At 45.4% G+C, this 19,823-nt stretch carries 17 protein-coding genes and 4 tRNA genes; 12 read left to right on the plus strand and 9 right to left on the minus strand.

Annotated features, from left to right (window positions below; genetic code table 11):
• Positions 1 to 121: 121 nt before the first annotated feature.
• Entirely contained in the window at positions 122 to 814 is a 693-nt protein-coding gene (locus IEV39_RS10775; RefSeq protein WP_005282638.1) for a YidX family protein, read from the minus strand.
• Positions 815 to 961: 147 nt separating this feature from the next.
• Between IEV39_RS10775 and IEV39_RS10780 the strand changes: the two genes are divergently transcribed.
• The 7 genes from IEV39_RS10780 (at position 962) to IEV39_RS10810 (ending at position 9,406) form a co-directional block, all read left to right on the plus strand.
• Entirely contained in the window at positions 962 to 1,360 is a 399-nt protein-coding gene (locus IEV39_RS10780; RefSeq protein ID WP_005282639.1) for a cation efflux protein, CzcI-like, read from the plus strand.
• Between the two features lie 238 nt (positions 1,361 to 1,598).
• Positions 1,599 to 1,778 (plus strand): hypothetical protein, encoded by a 180-nt coding sequence (locus IEV39_RS10785; protein WP_032883213.1) that lies wholly within the window; start codon positions 1,599 to 1,601, stop codon positions 1,776 to 1,778.
• 180 nt (positions 1,779 to 1,958) lie between these two features.
• Positions 1,959 to 2,357: a cation efflux protein, CzcI-like gene (locus tag IEV39_RS10790; RefSeq protein WP_212749901.1), complete on the plus strand. Its 399-nt coding sequence runs from the start codon at positions 1,959 to 1,961 to the stop codon at positions 2,355 to 2,357.
• A 53-nt stretch (positions 2,358 to 2,410) separates the two neighbouring features.
• Positions 2,411 to 3,832, plus strand: a complete 1,422-nt coding sequence (locus tag IEV39_RS10795; RefSeq protein WP_005282642.1) for a TolC family protein — start codon at positions 2,411 to 2,413, stop codon at positions 3,830 to 3,832.
• Positions 3,832 to 5,058, plus strand: a complete 1,227-nt coding sequence (locus IEV39_RS10800; RefSeq protein WP_005282643.1) for an efflux RND transporter periplasmic adaptor subunit — start codon at positions 3,832 to 3,834, stop codon at positions 5,056 to 5,058. The genes IEV39_RS10795 and IEV39_RS10800 overlap by 1 nt, the downstream gene beginning before the upstream one ends.
• The gene (locus tag IEV39_RS10805) at positions 5,048 to 8,197 is read left to right on the plus strand and encodes an efflux RND transporter permease subunit (RefSeq protein WP_005282645.1); all 3,150 of its coding nucleotides are present in this window, start codon (positions 5,048 to 5,050) and stop codon (positions 8,195 to 8,197) included. The genes IEV39_RS10800 and IEV39_RS10805 overlap by 11 nt, the downstream gene beginning before the upstream one ends.
• Positions 8,198 to 8,461: 264 nt before the next feature.
• Positions 8,462 to 9,406 carry a cation diffusion facilitator family transporter gene (locus IEV39_RS10810; protein WP_005282647.1) on the plus strand — a complete coding sequence of 315 codons (945 nt, stop codon included), beginning with the start codon at positions 8,462 to 8,464 and terminating at the stop codon, positions 9,404 to 9,406.
• A 30-nt stretch (positions 9,407 to 9,436) separates the two neighbouring features.
• Here IEV39_RS10810 and IEV39_RS10815 read toward each other — a convergent pair whose 3' ends face one another.
• Positions 9,437 to 9,775, minus strand: a complete 339-nt coding sequence (locus IEV39_RS10815) for a zinc-ribbon domain-containing protein (RefSeq protein ID WP_005227693.1) — start codon at positions 9,773 to 9,775, stop codon at positions 9,437 to 9,439.
• 230 nt (positions 9,776 to 10,005) lie between these two features.
• On the opposite strand from IEV39_RS10815, the gene IEV39_RS10820 reads away from it, so the two are divergent.
• Both IEV39_RS10820 and IEV39_RS10825 read left to right on the plus strand, forming a co-directional pair.
• On the plus strand, positions 10,006 to 11,625 hold the full coding sequence (locus IEV39_RS10820) for a hypothetical protein (protein ID WP_005282649.1): 1,620 nt from the start codon (positions 10,006 to 10,008) through the stop codon (positions 11,623 to 11,625).
• Between the two features lie 172 nt (positions 11,626 to 11,797).
• On the plus strand, positions 11,798 to 12,751 hold the full coding sequence (locus tag IEV39_RS10825; protein WP_005282654.1) for a hypothetical protein: 954 nt from the start codon (positions 11,798 to 11,800) through the stop codon (positions 12,749 to 12,751).
• 38 nt (positions 12,752 to 12,789) lie between these two features.
• Here IEV39_RS10825 and IEV39_RS10830 read toward each other — a convergent pair.
• The 7 genes from IEV39_RS10830 to IEV39_RS10860 all read right to left on the minus strand — a co-directional run bounded on the left by IEV39_RS10830 (position 12,790) and on the right by IEV39_RS10860 (position 16,958).
• Positions 12,790 to 12,865 (minus strand) — tRNA-Glu (locus IEV39_RS10830).
• A gap of 97 nt (positions 12,866 to 12,962) precedes the next feature.
• Positions 12,963 to 13,038 (minus strand) — tRNA-Glu (locus IEV39_RS10835).
• Between the two features lie 211 nt (positions 13,039 to 13,249).
• Positions 13,250 to 14,656 carry an amino acid permease gene (locus IEV39_RS10840; RefSeq protein ID WP_005227689.1) on the minus strand — a complete coding sequence of 469 codons (1,407 nt, stop codon included), beginning with the start codon at positions 14,654 to 14,656 and terminating at the stop codon, positions 13,250 to 13,252.
• Between the two features lie 111 nt (positions 14,657 to 14,767).
• Positions 14,768 to 14,843 (minus strand) — tRNA-Glu (locus IEV39_RS10845).
• Between the two features lie 62 nt (positions 14,844 to 14,905).
• Positions 14,906 to 14,981 (minus strand) — tRNA-Ala (locus tag IEV39_RS10850).
• A gap of 58 nt (positions 14,982 to 15,039) precedes the next feature.
• A complete protein-coding gene (gene gltX / locus IEV39_RS10855; protein WP_005227688.1) occupies positions 15,040 to 16,548 on the minus strand; it encodes a glutamate--tRNA ligase in 1,509 nt (502 codons plus the stop codon).
• A gap of 104 nt (positions 16,549 to 16,652) precedes the next feature.
• Positions 16,653 to 16,958, minus strand: a complete 306-nt coding sequence (locus IEV39_RS10860) for a hypothetical protein (protein WP_005227687.1) — start codon at positions 16,956 to 16,958, stop codon at positions 16,653 to 16,655.
• A gap of 404 nt (positions 16,959 to 17,362) precedes the next feature.
• Between IEV39_RS10860 and IEV39_RS10865 the strand changes: the two genes are divergently transcribed.
• The 3 genes from IEV39_RS10865 (at position 17,363) to ftsL (ending at position 19,817) form a co-directional block, all read left to right on the plus strand.
• The gene (locus IEV39_RS10865) at positions 17,363 to 18,358 is read left to right on the plus strand and encodes a sulfate ABC transporter substrate-binding protein (RefSeq protein WP_005282659.1); all 996 of its coding nucleotides are present in this window, start codon (positions 17,363 to 17,365) and stop codon (positions 18,356 to 18,358) included.
• A gap of 197 nt (positions 18,359 to 18,555) precedes the next feature.
• On the plus strand, positions 18,556 to 19,476 hold the full coding sequence (rsmH, locus tag IEV39_RS10870; protein ID WP_005282660.1) for a 16S rRNA (cytosine(1402)-N(4))-methyltransferase RsmH: 921 nt from the start codon (positions 18,556 to 18,558) through the stop codon (positions 19,474 to 19,476).
• A gap of 2 nt (positions 19,477 to 19,478) precedes the next feature.
• Positions 19,479 to 19,817 (plus strand): cell division protein FtsL, encoded by a 339-nt coding sequence (gene ftsL, locus IEV39_RS10875; protein ID WP_005227681.1) that lies wholly within the window; start codon positions 19,479 to 19,481, stop codon positions 19,815 to 19,817.
• The last annotated feature ends 6 nt before the right edge of the window (positions 19,818 to 19,823 follow it).

Here is a 19,823-nt window from a genome sequence, read left to right on the forward strand (position 1 = left end):
TCTGTTGGAAGAATTTATTAGACAATTTTTAGATAAAAACCAGCCTGAGGGCTGGTTTTTTTATGTTCATTAAAAGTTGAGTGGATCAGCAGGGCATATAAAAAAAGCCAATGCTCAACGTTTAATTATTAAACTCACCCCGTAAATCGGCCCACATCAATGATGGAACCACTGTAATCACATCGAAAGTCATGGCAAAGGGATAAAGCACCATGCGGGTGGCTTTTTTTACCGGATGCTTTTTGGTAATTTTATTTTCCTGTTGCAGGATAATTGGATAAGGCTGCGCTAAGGTTTTCTGGATCTTGCGTGCTTCCGGTGCCTGATAGAGCTGGCCTTTAAAGAAAATATTAATATACGGATAAGGCGCGGTTTGCTGGTTATAAATGGTATTGAAATTCTGTCTAAAGCCCAGGGATTTTAATAGGTCCTTTTGTGTGTCATTCAAATCGACCATTCGCGTGTTATAGCGAATCTGTAACACACCCTGAAAATGACTTGGATCATCCATAGTCAGTACCAATGGCGAAGGGCTGGTCAGACTGCGTTGATCTGCTGGAATTGCATGTAGCAGTTTGGATAGCTCTGCGCTTCCGTCGGTCATTAAATAACTGAAATCCTTACCTACAAATACAATACCTTGTGCCTGCTGGTTTTGAACAGCTTGCCCTATGGCAATGATTTGATCTTTTGCTAAAGTCACTGTTTCGGTTCTTGTGGTTTCGTTCGGAAGTGCCTGTGACAGCAATGTCGTGGCACAGCCACTCAAATTTAGACAGGCGATTGCGATGAGGGCGGAACATAGTTTATGCATGGCAGGAACTCAAATCTGAAATTCATTTTTCTAAAGAAAAAACTTTTTTAAATCAGTCATAAATTGACCAAAAATTGTTTTGTAATTTTATTACATCGGCATGGCTTGCTATAGTGGCTTTATGCAATTTACTGTAAGGGTGTGCTGTTGCAACGTCCGCTGACTTTTATGACCCTGCTGTTAAGCTTGTTCATGTTCCAAGGTTTCTGGAATGTGGCAGCGGCTTTCTGCGAGCATGAAAAGTCGGGCCAGTACAGTGAGCTCAAGCATTTTGGGCATCATGCCCCTGAAAAGCGTCATGTTTCCGCAACGCATTCAGCTTCTGCTATTGAAGCGGATAACAATGTCGCCGCCTCTTTAAACTTGCAAGATCATCATGATCATTTACCGTCCTGTTCCTACGTGATGGTGATGCAAACACAGCAGCAGTGGCATGCCCCTGTTGTACGGATCCATGAAATCGAACACCACTATGACTGGTTTAACGCTTACCAGTCCCCGCATTTATCCGGCTTAAACCCACCTCCGATATTGACCTCGCTATAAGTGAGGTAGCCTAAAAACAACTCACTGGAAATATATCTATTTCAATGGGTTATTTGTCCTTAATCAAACGCTTGGCAAATTTGAACTTGCCTCGATAAATCATAGCTTCTTGAGATCTTCAGAATTTTTAGAACAGCGGTTTGGAATCAGGCGTTTATTGAAGATGAATTCACCCACACTCCATTTCTTAATGCTGGAAATGGAACATGAATCAACAGATTTAAATCAGGTGAATGTTATGTCTTTTAAATTAAATACAGTGCTATGTTTTTTGGTTTTATTCGTTTCAGCAAGCTGGGCCAATGCCGATGGTGGTTTGATTTTTCTGGAAAAGAATCTTAATTCTCAGCAGCAGGCCAAGGCCAAGGCCAAGCTTGAACAGACGCTTGAGCACAAGCATCCTCAAAAGTGTAAATAAGTTAATTTAAACTGGAGGGAAACGGCTGAATGAGCAGGGCCGTTTCCTGTTTTAAACCTTTATCGTAGTCTGCTTTGATCTTAAGCTGGGATTTTGTAGCTAAATCCAGACATGTAATTTTATTACATCTGCTTTACTTGCTATAGTTCATCCGAGCAATTTTTGTCTAAAGAGTAAACTTTGCATCGTTCCGCAATTTTCATCACCGTCTTGCTGAGTTTGTTCATGTTTCAGGGTTTCTGGAATGTGGCGGCGGCTTTTTGTGCGCATGAAAAGTCTGGCGAGTATAGTTCACTCAATCATTTTGGACATCATGTTCCAGAAAAGTCCCAAGTTTCTGCCCAGCCTGCCATTGCGGTTGACCAGGACGCTTCTGATTTACCTATGCCCTTAAGTCTGCAGGATCATCATGATCATTTGCCTTCCTGTTTTCATGTGGTGGTGACCGAAGCCCAGCAACAACTGGATCAACCAGTTTTAGGGATGCATCAGGCAGAACATAAATATTACTGGTCCAACTCCTACCAATCCCCCCATCTCTCTGGATTAAATCCGCCCCCTGTATTGACCCCGCTATAGGTGGGGTAGCCGAAAAATAGCCCACCGCAACCTTATTATTTGCGGGGCTTTATATGTCTTTAAATTTAAATCAGCGTATCCATGCATTTCAGAACAATGCATCAAATCCTCATACGCATCCATCGTCATTGAAATGGTCGGCCTTGGCAATTGCGCTAACGGCTGTGCTTTTTAGTCAATCTGTAGCAGCAGCGTCCTTGCTAGATGCAAATCATGCTTCGACCCAAGCGCTGCAACGGCAGCTAAATTTTGAACAAATCCTGCAAGATGTGAAACAGCATCAGGCCGGTATCGGTGTTTGGCAAACCCAGCAAAGCATTGCTGAGGCCAATGTGAAACAGGCCGGTTTATGGACAAATCCAAGTGTTTCGATTCAGCAAACCGAGTTCCGCTCAGGTAAAGATAAAGAACTGGAATTTGGTCTTTCACAAAAACTCGATGTGTTTGGTGAACGCCGTGCGGCAGTGAAACTCGCTGATGTCCAAGCGACTCAGGTCGGTCTTAATCAAGCCTTATACGATGCCCAACTTGAACTCGCAGTGAAATATCTGTGGTCGCAAGTGGTGGTTCTTGAGCTAGAGCATGACGTGGTTCAGGCACAATTAAAAACCAGTCAGGCGACCTTGGACGCAACACGCCTACGACTCAAGGCAGGCAGTATTGCCCAGGTCGATCTAGACCGCACCCTGATGGCACATATTGAAAATCAGCGTTTATTCCAGCAAACCGAACTGGCGCTGGCGACAGCAAAACGCCAACTGGCCAATTTATGGGGTGGTACGGACAACCGCTTCTCTGCGCAGGCAAGCAATGTCTGGCCGCAGCAACAGGACTGGCAAAGCTATATGCAGAACAATTTATTCGAGCGCGCGATCCAGCTCGATATTGCACGGCAAAAGGCCAATATTGACTATTTAAAAGTGTCGAACCGCCCGAATCCGACCGTTAATTTAGGCATGGTGCAAAGTAAAACAGCAGACACCAACTCGACTGACAACAAGTTGCGGGTAGGTATCGAGATTCCGTTAAATATTTTTAATCGTCAGCAGTATTCATTGCGCATTGCCAATGCCAAACAAGATTTGCTGGTTAAGCAGCAACAGTTCTATAAGCAACAAAACTTGAATGCGATCCAGACCTTAACTGCAGAGTTGGCAGGATTGAAACAACAGTTCGATTTAGTCAATCAACGACAAATTCCATTATCTGAAACCGTACAAGAGAAAATGCTGCTCGGTTTTAAGGTCGGTAAATATGCCATTACCGATGTGCAGCAAGCCACCATGCAATTGCAAGAGCAACGCTTAAATAAAGTCCAGTTACTTAAAAGTGCATGGCAGAAACAGATTGAGGCAGAGAGTTTAGCACTCGGAATTGAACCGAGTATGGTGAGTTCAAGTGATGCCTTAAACCAGATCAATCAGACCCTGTGGAAAGAGACCAATAACCTTCCCACTGTTGTAGGAGCAGAATAATGTCGACGAATCAATCTAAGAAACAGTGGTTTTGGGTCATCCTTGTTGTGGTGGCTGGTCTGATATTGAGTGCATTGCTCTTTTTTACAGGGAAAAACAAAACCAGTCGTGATACTGCTACGGCTGATAGCCATGGTGAAGAAGGACATGCTGAAGATGAAGCTGGTCATGGCAGTGAAACTGAGGAAGGCAGTTTAAACCTGACGCCAAAACAGATGGCGGAATACGGCGTGAAACTGGCTCAGGTAGGTGTCGGAGAAGTATCGCAGCAATATGCCTATCCTGCCAAGCTGGTACCGAATACCGATCAACAAGCGCATGTGTCTGCAACTTTTGCCGGACGGGTGGAAAGTGTCAATGCAGCACTGGGCGAGCAGGTGAAGAAGGGGCAGGTACTTGCTACCCTGTTTATTCCGGATCTGGTCGATCAACAAGCCAATTTAAGTATTGCACAGGAAGCCTTGACTCTGGCGCAGCAAGATTATCAGCGCGAAAAGCAACTCTGGGAACAGGGCGTATCTGCACGTCAGGATTATCAGCGTGCTTATAATGCGTATCGTCAGGCCCAGATTCAGGTGCAAGCCGCACGCAGCCGTTTATCTGCTTTAGGTGCATCTACAGGGAGTCAGGGGCGCTATGTGCTGACCGCACCATTAAGCGGAATCGTGAGTCTGAAAGATATTGTGGTGGGCGAGCAGATTACCCCGGATAAACAATTGTTCGTAATTGATCAGCTGGATCAGCTCTGGATTGAATTTATTTTACCAAGCGTCAATAACATCAATGTCCAGCCGGATCAGCAGATCGAGTTTAAGTCGCTGCAAACCAGCAATACCTTTAAGGCGCAAATTCAGACCTTAACCACAGCGGCCGATACCCAAACCGGTCGTTTGCAAGTACGTGCCAAAGTCCTGACACCGGCTAAAGAACTACGACCTAACTTGATGGTCAATGTGCTGTTAGAAGGCACAGACAAGAAACCTGTGCTACGCGTTGCCAAAGCGGCGATTCAGCAGATTGAAGGCAAAGCCACGGTTTTCGTAGCCAAGCAAGAAAAAGATCAATTGCATTTCACCCCGACACCAGTCCAACTAGGTAATTACTCCAGTGATGGACAATGGGTGGAAATCCGGTCTGGTCTGACTGAAAAACAGCAGTATGTCAGTCAGGGCAGTTTCCTTCTGAAATCGGAGATGGAGAAGGGAGAGGCTGAACATGGACACTAAGGAGAATGTAGGGCTTCCCCCTGCGGAAGGCCTGTTTGACCGTATTATTCAATTTTCCATTCGTAATGCGATTTGGGTGATACTATTTGTGGTGGCCTGGATTGGGGTCGGGATTTATAGCTATCAGAAGCTTTCGATTGATGCCGTCCCTGACATTACCAATGTTCAGGTGCAAATTAACAGTCAGGCAGGGGGATTCACGGCCCCTGAAGTTGAGCAACGGATTACCTATCCAATTGAAAATGCGATGTCGGGTATTCCGAATCTGGAGCAAACCCGTTCAATTTCCCGTTATGGCCTGTCACAGGTTACGGTGATTTTTAAAGATGGCACCGATATCTATTGGGCACGTCAGCTGATCAACCAGCGTTTACAGGAAGCCAAGAGTGCTTTGCCTGATGATATTGATCCGCAAATGTCACCGATTTCCACAGGTTTGGGCGAGATCTATCAATGGGTGATCAAGGCTGAACCGAATGCTAAAAAGGCAGATGGCACGCCGTATCAAGCCATGGACCTGCGTGAAATTCAGGACTGGATTGTTCGCCCTCAATTGCAACGTGTGCCCGGTGTCGCCGAAATCAACAGTATTGGAGGGTATAACAAGACCTATGTAGTTGCTCCAGATCTGAAACGTTTGCAACAACTGCAAATTCCGTTAACTGACTTGCAAACGGTATTATCTGAAAACAACGAAAACCGTGGTGCAGGTTTTATTGAAGAAAATGGGCAGCAACTGACGGTTCGTATTCCGGGAATGCTCAAGACCGTACAGGATATCGAAAATATTACGGTCAGTACCAAAAACGGTTTACCGATCCGGGTGGCCGATGTGGCAACGGTTTCGATTGGTCATGACCTCAGAACTGGTGGTGCCACCTATAACGGTGAAGAAACGGTACTGGGGATCGCCATGATGATGATGGGCGAGAACAGTAAATCTATCGCTCAGGCCTTAGATAGCAAGATGCAGGAAATCAAGCGCTCATTGCCAGAAGGCGTGGTGGTTGAAACGGTGTATAACCGGAGTGATCTGGTGGATAAAGCCATTAAGACGGTGGCCAAAAACCTGATTGAAGGCGCAATTCTGGTGATTGTGATCCTGTTTGTGTTCCTCGGCAATTTCCGAGCTGCATTGATTACTGCCTGTATTATTCCGCTGTCGATGCTGTTTACCCTGACAGGGATGGCAGAGCAGAAAATCAGTGCCAACCTGATGAGTCTGGGTGCACTGGATTTCGGGATTATCGTGGATGGTGCAGTGGTGATTGTGGAGAACTGTATCCGACGGCTGGCAGAGGCTCAACACCATAAAGGACGATTACTGACCCGTTCCGAACGCTTCACCGAAGTATTTCTGGCAGCAAAACAGGCGAGACGTCCGCTGATCTTCGGGCAAATCATCATCATGGTGGTGTACTTGCCGATCTTTGCACTGGCGGGCGTGGAAGCGAAAATGTTCCATCCTATGGCGATGACCGTGGTGCTTGCATTGATTGGGGCCATCATTTTATCGGTGACTTTTGTTCCGGCGGCGGTGGCATTATTTGTCACAGGTGAGGTGAAGGAGAAGGAAAGTCGCTGGATGGCGGCCCTGAAACGCAATTATGAGGCACTCCTTGATCGAGCGTATGCCTTCCGATATGTCGTACTGGCAGGTGCTGTGACAATTTTAATGTTAACGGCTGCGATTGGTACACGTGTCGGGAGTGAATTTGCACCTCAACTCAGTGAAGGCGATTTTGCGTTGCAGTTGATGCGTGCGCCAAGTACCGGGATTGAGGAATCACTCAAGATTCAGGAAAGTGTTGAAAAACAGCTTATGGCAGAATTTCCTGAAATCAAGGCAATCTTTGCGCGTACCGGGACTGCTGAAGTGGCAACCGATGTCATGCCACCGAATATTTCCGATGCAGTGGTGCTGTTAAAGCCTCGTGATCAATGGCCGGATAAATCGGAAACTATCGACGAGCTTCGAACTAAAATGTTGGCGTATGTAGAGAAGATCCCAGGGAATAACAGTGAGTTTTCGCAGCCGATTGAACTCCGTTTCAATGAGCTAATCTCAGGTGTGCGGAGTGATATTGGGGTCAAGATCTTTGGTGATGATATGCAGGTGCTGAACCAGGAGGCTGAGAAAGTTGCTCAAACCCTGAGAACCATTCCGGGGGCCAGCGAAGTCAAAGTCGAACAGACCGATGGCTTACCGTTACTCAATGTCGATATCGATCATGCACTGGCTGCGCAATATGGTTTATCGGTCAAATCCATTCAGGATCTGGTGGCTGCCAGTATTGGTGGTCAAAGTGTTGGACAGATTTTACAGGGTGACCGTCGATTTGATTTTGTGGTGCGTTTGGATGATGTCATGCGTACGCCACAGCAATTGGCGATGCTGCCGATTCAATTGCCGAATGGTGGTCTGATCAAACTGCAAGATGTGGCAAAAGTGGAGAATATCTTAGGTCTGGCACAGGTCAGCCGTGAAAATGGCAAGCGCCGTGTGGTGGTGACGACCAACGTACGTGACCGTGATCTGGGCTCGTTCGTGGCTGAGATGCAGCAGAAACTGGCCCAGCAAAAATTACCAAGCGGTTATTGGCTCGGTTATGGCGGGCAATTTGAAAATCTGGCATCGGCAAAAGCCAGAATGCAAATTGTGGTGCCGCTGGCATTGCTGATGATCTTTATTCTGCTGATGGCAGTGTTCAATAACTTTAAAGAGAGCTTGCTGGTGTTTAGTGGTGTGCCGTTTGCCCTGTCCGGTGGTTTGGTCGCGCTGTGGTTACGCGATATTCCCTTGTCCATGTCGGCAGGTGTGGGTTTTATTGCCCTGTCGGGTGTTGCGGTGTTGAATGGTCTGGTGATGCTGAGCTTTATCAAAGAGTTGAGAGAACAATTTGATATTCATTATGCCACTTGGCATGGCGCGGTATTGCGCTTGCGTCCTGTACTGATGACGGCCTGTGTCGCATCGCTGGGCTTTATTCCCATGGCCATTGCCACAGGTACAGGCGCAGAAGTGCAGCGTCCACTGGCGACAGTGGTGATTGGCGGGATTATTTCTTCGACCTTGCTGACCTTGCTGATTTTGCCGGTGGTTTATCGCTGGATGAATGAAAAGTCCTCTGAACAATAATCAGGCATTTACCAGTGAGGGGATTGGATTTACTTACTTTTGAAGGATCAAAAGTAAGTAAATCCTTTGTTGGTCTGACGGCACTTCCATGATGCCGCAGACCAACAGGCGGCATCCATGCTGCCACCACGATTGTAAATGTAGGTTAGAGGTCGGATAGCGAAAGATTTTAGGACAATTCGTTGCACTTCACTCATCATATTCATCGATGATTTGAGATAGTGTAGAAAGAAAGTTGAATTTTAAAATTATAAGGAGTCCAACATGAGTGGACATCAAGGGCATGATCATAGTCATGCAGTCGTTACCGAAGGCAATGCCAAAAAACTTACGATTGCGTTGGTATTGACCACAACATTTCTGATTGTTGAATTTGTTGCCGGTTTAATTACCCAAAGTCTGGCCTTATTGTCTGATGCAGCGCATATGTTTACCGACGCCGCCGCACTGGCCATTGCATTGGTTGCGATCCAGATTGCCAAACGTCCAGCAGACAATAAGCGAACCTTTGGTTATCAACGCTTTGAAATTCTGGCGGCATTGTTTAATGCTTCCATGCTGTTTTTTGTGGCGATGTATATTCTTTACGAAGCCTATCAACGTTTTACCCAGCCGCCTGAAATCCAGAGTTTGGGTATGTTGATCGTGGCTTCAATCGGTCTGGTGATTAACCTGATCTCGATGAAGATTTTAATGTCGAGTGCTGCTGAAAGCCTGAATATGAAAGGCGCATATTTAGAAGTATTGAGCGATGCCCTGGGTTCGGTTGGCGTGATTATTGGTGCGGTGATTATTTATTTCACCAACTGGTATTGGGTCGATACTATTATTGCGGTTGCAATCGGTTTCTGGGTCTTGCCAAGAACGTGGATTTTACTCAAACAGAGTATCAATATCCTGTTGGAAGGCGTGCCTGAAGAAGTTGATGTCGAGAAACTACGCAATGACTTGCTGGCACTCGATGGTGTGGAAAGCATTCACCAGTTGAAGGTATGGGCGATTACCTCAAAGAATATTCATCTGACGGTGCATCTGTTTGCACCCAAGGCGGATCGTAATCAGTTGCATCGGACGGCCACAGAAATGCTGTCACATGAACATGGTATTGCCGAAGTGACCTTGCAAATTGAAGATGATGCAGAGATGAACTGCCAGCATACGCATCAACATACCGACCATGAAGCACATGACCATTCACATCAGCATTAAGCTGATGTGAATCTTACTGCTGTTACCGGATTAATTCTGCCATTCATGATTGCAGTCACGGCATTTCCAATGTTTTTGCGCTTGCATAAACGCCTGCATTGAAATTTTGAAATCGGGTAGATCACGCCAGAATAAAACTCCTGCAATCACACAGACTGCAAAAACCACAACCGTCGCGATTTGCAGGCTTTGTCCTGCACCATTACCGAAAATCCACATGCCAATGCTGATCAGCACCAAAAACAATAAAATAAAAATTGCAGGCACTAAAAGCACCAGACTTTTTGGCACGTTAGGGCGAGGGCTGTTGGTACCCTGGCTGACAGGCATAATTTTCACGCTTTGACATTTAGGGCAGCGGTATTGCATAAGGATTTCCTATAGTGTTTTGGCTATTTTAGCGAAAATTATGCAAAAGCAAAAATGCTGAGCGTTTCAAATACATAACTTTACTTATTTATGAGTTTATAGCTCTGCGCTAGCCGCAGTGATGAGCTTTAAAAATGTGAGGCTACAGCTCGTCTAAAGCTATTCGCAAAAGCAGAGGCAGTCATGCTAATTTGCAGGATGAGTTGGCTGAATAATGCGAAAGGATACGCATGTTACCCACCAAAATTTTAAAGTTACGTTTATCTCGCATTCACAAGGGAAAACAGCATCTGTCCACACAAGATCAATTGATGCTGGTAACTTCGGAAAACCCTGACCTGAGTGCCAATTTTTTATTGCGGCTTTTTAAATTAACTTTGCCCAAGCAATGGCAATTTCATCACGAGAATGATGAAGATATTCTCTATGCTACCCAATTGATTCAGCTGATTGAAGATCAGTTTATTGCTGCCTATAGCACGCATGCACGAAAATATGGCTGGTATGAGCAATGCCTGATGTATCAGCTTAATTTTGTCGTCCCGCAACCGACCCAACAGCAAATCAATGGCTATTTACGCCAGCTGGAGCAATGTCTGGATCAGCCGCCGAAAATTGAGCTACTTCATTATTTTCAGCAGTATTCTCCCTGTGCACTGCATGCGAATGCGCTGGCCAAAGCATATGCCGGTGCCGGCCAACATACCCAGGCGATTGTGTATTTTGAATGGGCGGCACAGCATGCAGCTCAATTTAATGAAGTGGCTTTTTATGCCTATATTGAATGTTTGCTCAAGCGCCATCAGCCCGAATATCAACCTCAGGTCAGTGATATCGAATATGCGCTTGATTTACTCATACGCTACCAGAAGCCGATTGATCAGAAAGCCTATCGCATTATCTTACGGCAGGCGGTGAGCTTGCTGTTGCCAGAATCCATTCTAGATACGCGTGCGACAGCAACCAGTGTAATGGCTGATGCCGGACGCAGCTTAAATGCTTTGGGTAAAACACTGAATAGCTTATGGGGTGGTCGGGAGCATCATCTGCCTTTTAGTCAGGAGGTGATCGCCAGTGCACCACAGCTTTTGACCGAGCAAAGTGCATTGGAAAGTCTGGCGCAGTCCGAAGCAATGCAACATGCTTTACAGCGCTGTCTTGCAACACAGCATGCGAGTGTATTGAGCGATGATCCAACTTTACTTCAATCCTTATGGCAAGTGATGCAACACGATCCAGCAATTCTGGAATTATTGGTGCAGCCAGCTCAATATGATCAATTGATGGAGAGGCTTCAGCAGCGCACATCACAACGCAAAGATGCAACACGTTCTGAAAATATTCAGCTCATTCTGCAACAGGGCTTGATGGCTTATTTGGGCGAGCTGCGGTTGGATAAACAGCATCCACAGCGAGACGCCTTATATACCCAGCGTGATCAGGTGGTCACTGAGATGACTGCTTTTGCCAGATGGTTCTATGCCGACTTGTTGTTGCCTGATCTTGAGCAACAGATTCAGTTGTTTCAACAGGTCCATGATTTGTGTTTGCCATTGAAAGAAACTGCATTGAGTAGCGGACTGTTTGCATTACAGTTTGAAATGCAACAGCGGGTACAGGATATTGCAAGCTGGATGCAGCCCAAACTGGAAAAAGGTAATACTTTTGAACTGATGCAGGTGGCGTGGGTGGCCTTGCGAGAATTACCGAATTTTGAGCAGCCATTGGCCCAAGAGAAAGTACAGCAGATTGAGCTGGCATTGGAACAGTATAAACGTATCCGTTTTAGCCAGATACAACACTTACCACCTGTCGACGCGGTCGTACCTGCTCGCAAAGACCCTGATTAATTCATGGGACAAGCGCTAAAGCGGGGGCAGAAATAAATTAAAACTGTGCAACAAAAATACGCAAATTGTCTGGTAGAGCGTGATAATCTACAGAAAAAAGGCGAATAAGTTCGGCACACAGATCGTTGCTCATAAGAAGTGAGCCAGTAGCAAAGGGAAGAGGGAGAGCATCTTGAATCGACAAGATGATAAAAAGGCGATGTTCGATATTATGCCGGCAGATACGGAATTCTCTGCTGTGAAACCATCATTATCACGTCGGCTCATTAATAAGACCTTGCAACATGCACAAGATGCAGTGGAATTTGCCAGTGATACCTCACGCAATATTGCCGGTGTGGCGGATGCGGCGCTGGATGCACTGGATCAGGTGACGCATCATACCAAGCGTGGTGTGGAAGGCATGCGCAATACGGTTCGGGACATGGTCTCGGAAACCAGTGAGGCGGCACGTCAGGTGGCATTGGCGATGGCAAGGGCTTCTTTGGGCAAAAGTAGTCTGACCCTGTATTTGCCGGAAATGCTGCTGAATAACCAGATTCGCAAGCGCATGGATCGCTCTGAAATTGATGATATTAAAATTGAATGCGGCAATGACCGTTTTCATATTGAACTGGATGGGCATTACCGTCGCTTTTTATACCGGCTTTCACTGGAATTTAATGTGTTGGAATGTCGGATCGGTCAGGAAAAATATTTACGCTTACGTCAGGTCGATGAACATCTTGATCTGCAAATCCGTCATGGTGGAACCCTGACCAACTGGGCAGCGCGTCGTGTTGGCAATGCCAGTTTTGAACTGATCAATTCCCTGCCGATTCCTTTTCTGATTAATCACCTGATTCGTGATGTGCCGGGCATCCAGAAAGAAGGGCATCGCTTATGGTATATCGATCTGGAAGAAGCGGGTTTTATCGACTTCATCAATAACCGCTCGTGGATGGTCGATAAACTGCTCAGCCTGACTGATTTTAGTATTTTGCCGGGTTTGAATATCTTGCAGGAAAGTCGTGAACTGGTACAGCAACTGGTGGATCAGTTTGAGATTCGTGGTTTACGCGTGCAATCGGGCCGTCTGGAAGTGCAGGTCGGGATTGGCACGGATTACGAAAATAAAAGCAGATAAGAAAAAAGCCACTGTCAATGCAGTGGCTTTTTAGAATTTGGCGTCCCTACGGGGATTCGAACCCCGGTTACCGCCGTGAAAGGGCGATGTCCTAGGCCTCTAGACGATAGGGACTTATCGGAGGAGATTTACTTACAGAATATGAAACATATTGCTTGTAAGCCTAAATTCTCAGCAAGGATGATTCATCTTTGCCTTTCCTCGAATTTAGTGGCGTCCCTACGGGGATTCGAACCCCGGTTACCGCCGTGAAAGGGCGATGTCCTAGGCCTCTAGACGATAGGGACGTTTCAGAGGTGGGCGTATATTAGGGTGAATCGGGTGGGGTGTCAAACACTTTTCTCAAGAAAAATTAAAAAAACCAAACAAGTGTTTAAAAATAAAACATATCGAGGAATAAATAATCAAAAATAAGCAGTTAAGCTCAAAAATATGAAAAAAAGGGCTTTGCTCCAGATATAAAAAATGCAGCTTAAGCTGCATTTTTTATGGAACAAATTATTGGCGATGACGATAGAAAATGTAATGGCTCACATAACATGCGGCAATAAACAGCAAGCACCCAATAAAACCTGCTTGCATTTCCGGATCGGCTGCCATACTCAGCCCTGTAATCAAACAGAAGATAAAACCCAAGATTGGGACGATCGGGTAAAGCGGCGCAGCAAATTTTAAATCTTTTGCAGTATGTCCGGCCTTGTACCATTGACGTCTGAAGTTAAATTGACTCCAGCAGATACTCATCCACACGATCACCATGGTGAATGCAGCCACCCCAAGTAAATTTTTGAAAATAGTCTCAGGTGCAAAGTGTTCTGATAACAACCCTGGAATTGCACCAAACATGGTGACGACCAGTGCAATGATAGGCGTACCACTCTTTGACAAGCGAGAGAAAACGCTGGGTAGCTGACGCTGATCGGACAAAGACCACATCATACGTGATGCCGCATACAGGCCTGAGTTGGCCGCTGAAAGTAGTGCGGTGATAATCACGAAGCGGATAATATCGTCGGCATAAGGAATACCGATGTAATTAAACACGGTCACGAACGGACTGCTACTCACGCCTTCACCGCCTAAACCTGCCACCTGGAAAGGAAGCAGTGCACTAATCACGATGATGGTACCGACAAAGAAAATCAATAAACGCCAGATCGCGGCATTAATGGCTTTGGGTACATTTTCAGCAGGGTCTTTGGTTTCACCGGCGGCAACACCGATTAACTCAGTGCCCGAGAAAGCAAAGTTCACGATCAGCATGGTGGTGAAGATGGGAATTAAGCCTTGCGGGAACCAGCCATGGGCGGTCAGGTTGTGGAATAGCGGTGCCGATTCATAACCATGGAACGGGATCAGACCAAAAATAGCCATCAAGCCTAGAATGATAAAGGCAATCACGGTCACCACTTTGACCAGCGCTAGCCAGAATTCAGATTCGGCAAACATACGGGTTGAGGTTAAATTCAGACCCAGAATGGTAACGGCAAAGATAATGGTCCAGATCCACATGGAAATATGGGGAAACCATTCCTGCATCAGCAGGGCAGCAGCGGTGAACTCGGTTCCTAAGGTCGCAGTCCAGGTGAGCCAGTACACCCAAGAAATCATGTAACCTGTGCCTGGACCAATATATTTTCGAGCGTATGCACCAAAAGATCCAGCAACAGGCATATGTACTGCAAGTTCACCTAGACAGAGCATGACCATATAGGCAATCAGACCGCCGAGAATATAGGCAATAATTGCACCAATCGGTCCGGTTTGCGCGATAACTTCACCAGAACCTAAAAACAGGCCAGTACCAATTGCGCCGCCTAAAGAAAGCATGACTAAATGGCGGGTGCTCATGGCACGCTTTAGCGTTTTGGGTTCTGTATTCGCATTTGAGTTGGAAGATTGCATACGACAATTTGTCCAAGCATAGAGAAGCGGCTATTTTATGGAAAATTCGAAAATGTGCAATCTGCTTGAGGCAAGATTGTAAGAAAAATATAATTATTATCAGACAGAATATGGCGTCCCTACGGGGATTCGAACCCCGGTTACCGCCGTGAAAGGGCGATGTCCTAGGCCTCTAGACGATAGGGACAGATGAGGCAATACACAAAGATTTGAGCATAACTATGCTTCACGCTTCCTATTCGGAAACGGTGGTGGAGCCAAGCAGGATCGAACTGCTGACCTCTACAATGCCATTGTAGCGCTCTACCAACTGAGCTATGACCCCAGAATGTGTGAGCGCAATATTAGGGGGAATGCGCTCACACGTCAATCATTAAACTGAATTAAGTCTCACTATTTGCATCATTTTTCGGCAATTTTAGGGATTCATTCAATTTTTCCCAGACTTTCAGTTCTTTCTTGCTCGGCGCACCCACAATTTCCAGGGCATGACGTAAGCGGGCAAAGGTCAAATCAGGTCCAAGAGTAACCATGGCCTGCATCACTGGGGTTGAACTGGTTGATCCGGCAATGGCAATAAAGAAGGCCGGCATGAAGTCGCGTAGTTTGACTTCCATCTGGTTGGCCAGATCCATCAGGGTTTGACTGACGGTGTCATTATTCCATGTGAACTGGCTTTCTAAACGCCAGATGGCAAACTGTAAACTTTGACGAACCTGTTCTTCGCTCAGTTTCTTGCTTTCGAACTGTTCTTTGCTGATTTGTGGCATATGGTTGAAGTAGAAACCGGCCCAGTTCACTGCTTCAGAGAGCAGGTTAATACGCGGTTGAATTGCAGCCGCAATATCTTCAAGGGTTTGACGGTCGCTCTTCCATGCCAGTAAACGGTCTAGCAGTTGTCCCGGTGTCAGGCCTTTAATCCACTGACCGTTGAGCCAGTTGAGTTTCTCCACATCAAAGATTGGGCCACCAAGAGAAACACGTTGCACGTCAAAATTCTCAATCATGTCTTTTAAGGTAAAGATTTCACGTTCATCCGGCATTGACCAGCCCATGCGACCCAGATAGTTCAACAGGGCTTCTGGCAAGACGCCGATGTCACGATAGTAGTTGATTGAGGTTGGGTTTTTACGTTTAGACAGTTTTGATTTGTCCGGATTACGCAATAACGGCATATGGCACAGTGTTGGCATGTCCCAACCGAAATATTGATAAAGCAGCTGGTGTTTGGGTGCAGAAGGCAACCATTCTTCACCACGTAATACATGGGTGATTTCCATTAAATGGTCATCTACCACGTTCGCAAGGTGATAGGTTGGCAAACCATCGGTTTTTAGCAGGACTTGCATATCCACTTGTGCCCATGGAATCTCGACTTCACCGCGGAGTAGGTCATTGATTTTACAAATGCCTTCTTCTGGTACTTTCATACGGATAACATGAGGTTCGCCTGCTGCAAGACGACGTTGTACTTCTTCTTGAGATAATTTTAAACCGCGACCGTCATATTTTGGTGTTTCGCCACGTGCCTGTTGTTCTGCACGCATTTGATCTAATTCTTCTGCTGTTGCGAAACAATAAAAAGCATGTCCTTTTTCAACCAGCTCAAGCGCATATTGCTTATAAATGCCCATCCGTTCTGACTGGCGGTAAGGCGCATGTGGGCCACCCACATCCGGGCCTTCAGACCAGTTCAGACCCAGCCAGCGCAAAGAATCCAGAATCATTTTTTCAGATTCTGGCGTAGAGCGAAGCTGGTCGGTATCTTCAATACGTAAAATGAATTCACCGCCATGTTGCTTGGCAAAACATAAATTAAACAACGCGATATAGGCGGTGCCTACATGCGGAAATCCTGTCGGAGAAGGGGCAATACGGGTACGGACTTTCATAAATGATCGGAGGTTAAATTAAAATTGAAACTATTATAACGAAAAAGCCTAGTCACAACAGGACTAGGCTTCATTTAAACATGTGAGGGGCACATATTTAAAAATTATGAGCTATGCGGCTGGAATATGGTTTGAACGAAACGTGAAAAACGCTCATGTTGACTGGCAAAAAAAGTCTGGGTTGGCGTGGTACGAATGGTATTTAGCATTTTTAGCTCGTCATCTGTTGACGGTAGCATGCTGGTATTGCGTTTTTGCTGATCCAGTGCTTTGACGATCAAGCTTGAAGAAGATTTATCAAGCGTTTTTATGTTATTGCTTTCTTTAATTGCAGCTGCATGTCCAGCTTGAACAGAACATAGCAAAAATAAACTTATATATACTGTTTTCTTCAATTTTAATGTTGGCATCGCTAACATTCCCCTCTTGAATTTGAGTCTATAAGACTACCAAACTACTATACTATTGCTTTAATAATACGATTTAAACATAAATCTTAATGAAAAAGTAGAACTAAGTCACACTTTTTACAAAAATCTTAAAATTCAACACATCCTTCTCTAGAATTATAGCATTCTGGCTACTTTGTATACACGCGCAATTTAGCAAGCAAATGTGTAGAAAAAGTGGAGAATGATAATTTTTCTCATTTTTGCTTCTAGGTGTTGTTTTGGCGGCTTTTTATCCAGCCTATCCATTGCAACCTTAGCTTAAAAACTGAAAAGCAATAAATTTATTTATATAACTATATGATTGTAAATTATTTTTAAATAAATATAGTGATTACAAATGGGGTGGACTGGATCAATAAACAATGAAAACAGTGATTGCAGCAGCATTATTGGCGCTGGGCTTAAATGGGGTGGCGCAAGCCGCGACGACATTTTTAAACGTGTCTTATGACCCGACTCGGGAATTTTATCAGGAATATAATCAGGCCTTTGGTCAATACTGGAAACAACGAACCGGTCAGGAGGTAGATTTTAAACAGTCTCATGGCGGCTCGGGTAAACAGGCACGTTCCGTGATTGATGGCTTGCAAGCCGATGTGGTGACTTTAGCGCTGGCAAATGATATTGATGAAATTACCAATGCCGGCTTAATCCGTAAAGACTGGCAAAAACAGTTTAAGGATAACTCTGCACCCTATACGTCGACCGTGGTTTTTCTGGTACGTAAAGGTAATCCTAAAAATATTCGCGACTGGAATGATCTGACCAAAGACGGGGTGGAGATCATTACGCCAAATCCAAAAACCGGTGGGGCGCCGCGCTGGATCTACTTATCGGCTTGGGGCTATGCCTTGAAACAGCCGGGTGGAAATGATGCCAAAGCCCGTGAGCTGGTGAAAAAGCTTTATCAGAATGTCAAAGTCCTGGACTCTGGTGCACGCGGTTCCCTGACCACCTTTGCTGAGCGTGGCATTGGTGATGTATTGCTGTCCTGGGAGAACGAAGCATTATTGGCAACGCAAGGCTTAGGCAAAGATAAGTTTGACATCGTCTATCCTTCAATTTCAATTCTGGCGGAGCCTTCAGTGGCAATCGTGGATAAAACGGTAGATAAGAATGGTAACCGTCAATTGGCACGTGGTTATTTGAACTTTCTTTATTCGCCGCTCGGTCAGGAACTGGCAGCAAAACATTATTTCCGTCCACGCAATCCTCAGGTGGCAGCCAAATATGCCAAACAATTCCCCAAGATCAAATTATTCGATATAAATGACGTGTTTGGCGGCTGGGCAAAAGCGCAAAAAACCCATTTTGTAAATGGGGCGATTTTTGACCAGATTTATGCAGAAAAACCATAAGTTTAGTCTTCATTCAGATCAACACAAAAGATTGAAAAGCAAATACCGAAGGTGTTTGCTTTTTTATTGCATGAAAAATGACAAGAAAACGGTTTTATCTATGAAAAGTTAAGAATTCTCTACAAAAAGTCGTTTGGTGCTGGCGTAAAACAAGGTGATAATGTGCAGTTACATTTTCAGCTGTTGATTCAATTCTTATGTCGCATATTTCTGTCTTACTTCATGAAACCGTTGATGGCGTATTGGCAGGTCGCGATACTGGTATTTTTGTCGATGCCACCTTTGGTCGTGGGGGGCATACCAAGCTTTTATTGTCAAAACTTGATCAGAATGCGCGTGTCTATGCCTTTGATAAAGATCCTCAAGCGCTTGAAGTTGCAGCACAATTAGAACAAGAAGATCCACGCTTTAAAATTATTCATGCCAGCTTTGCCGATCTGCAGGCTGAGCTTGCCAAGATTGGCATTAGCGAAGTTGATGGCATTATGGCTGACTTGGGCGTGTCGTCACCACAGCTCGACCAGGCAGAACGTGGTTTCAGTTTTATGCAAAATGGGCCACTGGATATGCGTATGGATAATTCGCAAGGCCCAACTGCTGCAGAATGGCTGCTTGATATTGAAGAAGAAAAACTTGCAAACATTATTTACCAATATGGTGAAGAACGTTATAGCCGCCGTATTGCCAAAGCCATTAAACTGGCAGGCGAAATGACAACAACAGCTCAACTGGCAGAAGTGGTTAAAACAGCACATCCAAAATGGGAAAAACATAAGCATCCGGCCACACGGACTTTTCAGGCCATCCGGATTGCCATCAATAAAGAACTCGATGATATCGAGACATTCTTGCCGCAAGCGGTTGCCTTGTTAAAACCGACGGCGCAACTGGCGGTGATTAGCTTCCATTCTTTGGAAGATCGTCTGATCAAGCAATTTATTCAAAAAGAATCGAGTCTGGCCGAAGATTCAGGTTGGGGCATGCCTCAAGCGCAGGTTGATACTCGACGTTTAAAGAAAGTTTCTCGTATTCGTGCGAGTGAAGCAGAAGTAAAAGCAAATCCTCGCTCGCGTAGTGCATGGCTACGTGTGGCGGAGCGTTTAGAGCAAAAAGGCTAACAATGAACAACAAGAATGACGACGACGTTTTACCAAGCAGCAAAAAGGGACTGAAAAAAGTCGTTGTATATGCTGTACTCGTTGCATTGGTCTTTACCAGTGCAATGATGGTGGTGTTTCAGGTCTTTGAATATCGTCATGATTATCGTGACTTAAGCGCCTACATGCGTGAACGTGATGATCTGAATGCAGAGTGGGGCCGCTTACTGATCGAGCAGCAAACCTTTGGTGCTACAGCACAGATCGGTTCTCGAGCCGTGACCCAACTGCGTATGTTCTCGCCACCCGCTACGCAAACTGTAGTGATTTCTTTACCTATGACTTCAAAGCAAGATAAATAAGGCATG

This window comes from Acinetobacter courvalinii, assembly GCF_014635545.1.
Lineage (GTDB): Bacteria > Pseudomonadota > Gammaproteobacteria > Pseudomonadales > Moraxellaceae > Acinetobacter > Acinetobacter courvalinii.

Excerpts from the sequence above, each read along its gene's own strand:
- IEV39_RS10775 (WP_005282638.1), bottom strand. The coding sequence starts at position 814 with ATGCATAAACTATGTTCCGCCCTCATCGCAATCGCCTGTCTAAATTTG.
- IEV39_RS10785 (WP_032883213.1), top strand. The coding sequence starts at position 1,599 with ATGTCTTTTAAATTAAATACAGTGCTATGTTTTTTGGTTTTATTCGTT.
- IEV39_RS10795 (WP_005282642.1), top strand. The coding sequence starts at position 2,411 with ATGTCTTTAAATTTAAATCAGCGTATCCATGCATTTCAGAACAATGCA.
- IEV39_RS10800 (WP_005282643.1), top strand. The coding sequence starts at position 3,832 with ATGTCGACGAATCAATCTAAGAAACAGTGGTTTTGGGTCATCCTTGTT.
- IEV39_RS10805 (WP_005282645.1), top strand. The coding sequence starts at position 5,048 with ATGGACACTAAGGAGAATGTAGGGCTTCCCCCTGCGGAAGGCCTGTTT.
- IEV39_RS10810 (WP_005282647.1), top strand. The coding sequence starts at position 8,462 with ATGAGTGGACATCAAGGGCATGATCATAGTCATGCAGTCGTTACCGAA.
- IEV39_RS10815 (WP_005227693.1), bottom strand. The coding sequence starts at position 9,775 with ATGCAATACCGCTGCCCTAAATGTCAAAGCGTGAAAATTATGCCTGTC.
- IEV39_RS10820 (WP_005282649.1), top strand. The coding sequence starts at position 10,006 with ATGTTACCCACCAAAATTTTAAAGTTACGTTTATCTCGCATTCACAAG.
- IEV39_RS10840 (WP_005227689.1), bottom strand. The coding sequence starts at position 14,656 with ATGCAATCTTCCAACTCAAATGCGAATACAGAACCCAAAACGCTAAAG.
- gltX (WP_005227688.1), bottom strand. The coding sequence starts at position 16,548 with ATGAAAGTCCGTACCCGTATTGCCCCTTCTCCGACAGGATTTCCGCAT.
- IEV39_RS10860 (WP_005227687.1), bottom strand. The coding sequence starts at position 16,958 with ATGCCAACATTAAAATTGAAGAAAACAGTATATATAAGTTTATTTTTG.
- IEV39_RS10865 (WP_005282659.1), top strand. The coding sequence starts at position 17,363 with ATGAAAACAGTGATTGCAGCAGCATTATTGGCGCTGGGCTTAAATGGG.
- rsmH (WP_005282660.1), top strand. The coding sequence starts at position 18,556 with ATGTCGCATATTTCTGTCTTACTTCATGAAACCGTTGATGGCGTATTG.
- ftsL (WP_005227681.1), top strand. The coding sequence starts at position 19,479 with ATGAACAACAAGAATGACGACGACGTTTTACCAAGCAGCAAAAAGGGA.